Below are 1301 nucleotides of genomic sequence, written 5' to 3'. Positions count from 1 at the left end.
TGTATGTCCCTGATATAAGTTGCCCAAAAATGGGAACAAAAATTATGAGAACACAAGGAAAAATAATCAGTACACATCGGGTGTATTCGCAGGAATTTAAGCGTGAAATTGTCGAAGCCTTTGAGAGCGGTAAATATAGTGTCTGTCAGTTGGCCCGTCTTTATGGGATGTTGCCTCAGAATGTCTACCGTTGGGTTTACAAATTTTCTAACTTTAACAAAAAAGGTGTAAGAATCGTAGAAATGAAATCAAGTCAAACTGATAAACTCAAAGCTCTGGAACAGAAAGTAAAGGAGTTGGAACAATCTGTTGGTCAAAAGCAGATTATGATCGATTATCTTGAAAAGATGATGGAAATAGCCAAGCGAGATCTGCATATCGATATAAAAAAAAACTACGGTATACAACAATCGACTGGTTCCGTAAAAACAAAGCAGAAATAAAGTTGAGAATGAGCGATTTCTACCGGACCATAGGAGTAAGCAAACAAGCTGTTTATCAGCATAATGAGCGTCATGCTTTATATGATCAGCGGGTTATGGCTTTAAAGGAAGAGGTGGACCAGTTAAGGAAAGCTCATCCGGGTTGCGGGGTTGAAAAGATGTATTACGGTTTGCAACCAAGCTTCATAGGCAGAGATAAATTTGTGTCACTATTTATGAATATGGGTTATCGTTTAAAACGGCACAAGAACTACAAGCGTACCACTACCCGTGGGCCGGTCCATTACCCAAACTGTATAAAAGGCTTACAGATCAATGCACCCAGTCAGGTTTGGCAGTCAGATATAACCTATATCCAGGTTAACAACAGGTTCTATTATGCGGTGTTTATTCTGGATGTATACACGAGAAAAATAGTTGGTTACAAGGTTTCTGAACATATGCGCACAAGTGCAAACTTAAGTGCATTGAAGATGGCTTTAGATGGCCATTCCGCACCTTATATCCATCACTCAGATCATGGAAGCCAATATGGAAGCAGGGACTATCTGGCCGTATTGAAAGTCAATAACTGCAGAATTAGCATGAGCAATTCCGGGCAGGATAATGCCTATGCCGAACGAATAAACAGAACAATAAAAGAGGAGTACCTGCAACACAAAACATTGCGCTCATTTGAACATCTGAAAGACACCGTTCAAAAGGCTGTTTCAAACTATAATACCATACGCCCGCACCGCAGTCTAGGGATGATAAGCCCAGTTCGCTTTCAGGAAAGATGGGAATTATTAAGCTTGGAAAACAGGCCTGTCTTAACTATTTTTAACAATCAAAAGAATCACTAAAACGGTCAACCTT

The 1301-nt window shown here is 39.9% G+C and carries 2 protein-coding genes; both read left to right on the top strand.

Going from position 1 to position 1301, the window contains the following annotated elements:
- On the top strand, positions 1 to 443 hold a 443-nt coding region (locus tag EJV45_RS10355), incomplete at its 5' end, for a transposase (RefSeq protein ID WP_205942367.1).
- An 8-nt stretch (positions 444 to 451) separates the two neighbouring features.
- Positions 452 to 1288 (top strand): IS3 family transposase, encoded by an 837-nt coding sequence (locus EJV45_RS10350; RefSeq protein ID WP_129715611.1) that lies wholly within the window; start codon positions 452 to 454, stop codon positions 1286 to 1288.
- The last annotated feature ends 13 nt before the right edge of the window (positions 1289 to 1301 follow it).

Source organism: Pedobacter sp. SYP-B3415 (genome assembly GCF_004138205.1).
Lineage (GTDB): Bacteria > Bacteroidota > Bacteroidia > Sphingobacteriales > Sphingobacteriaceae > Pedobacter.
Note: the sequence above shows the minus strand (reverse complement) of the source record. Positions and strands in the feature narration are given on the sequence as shown.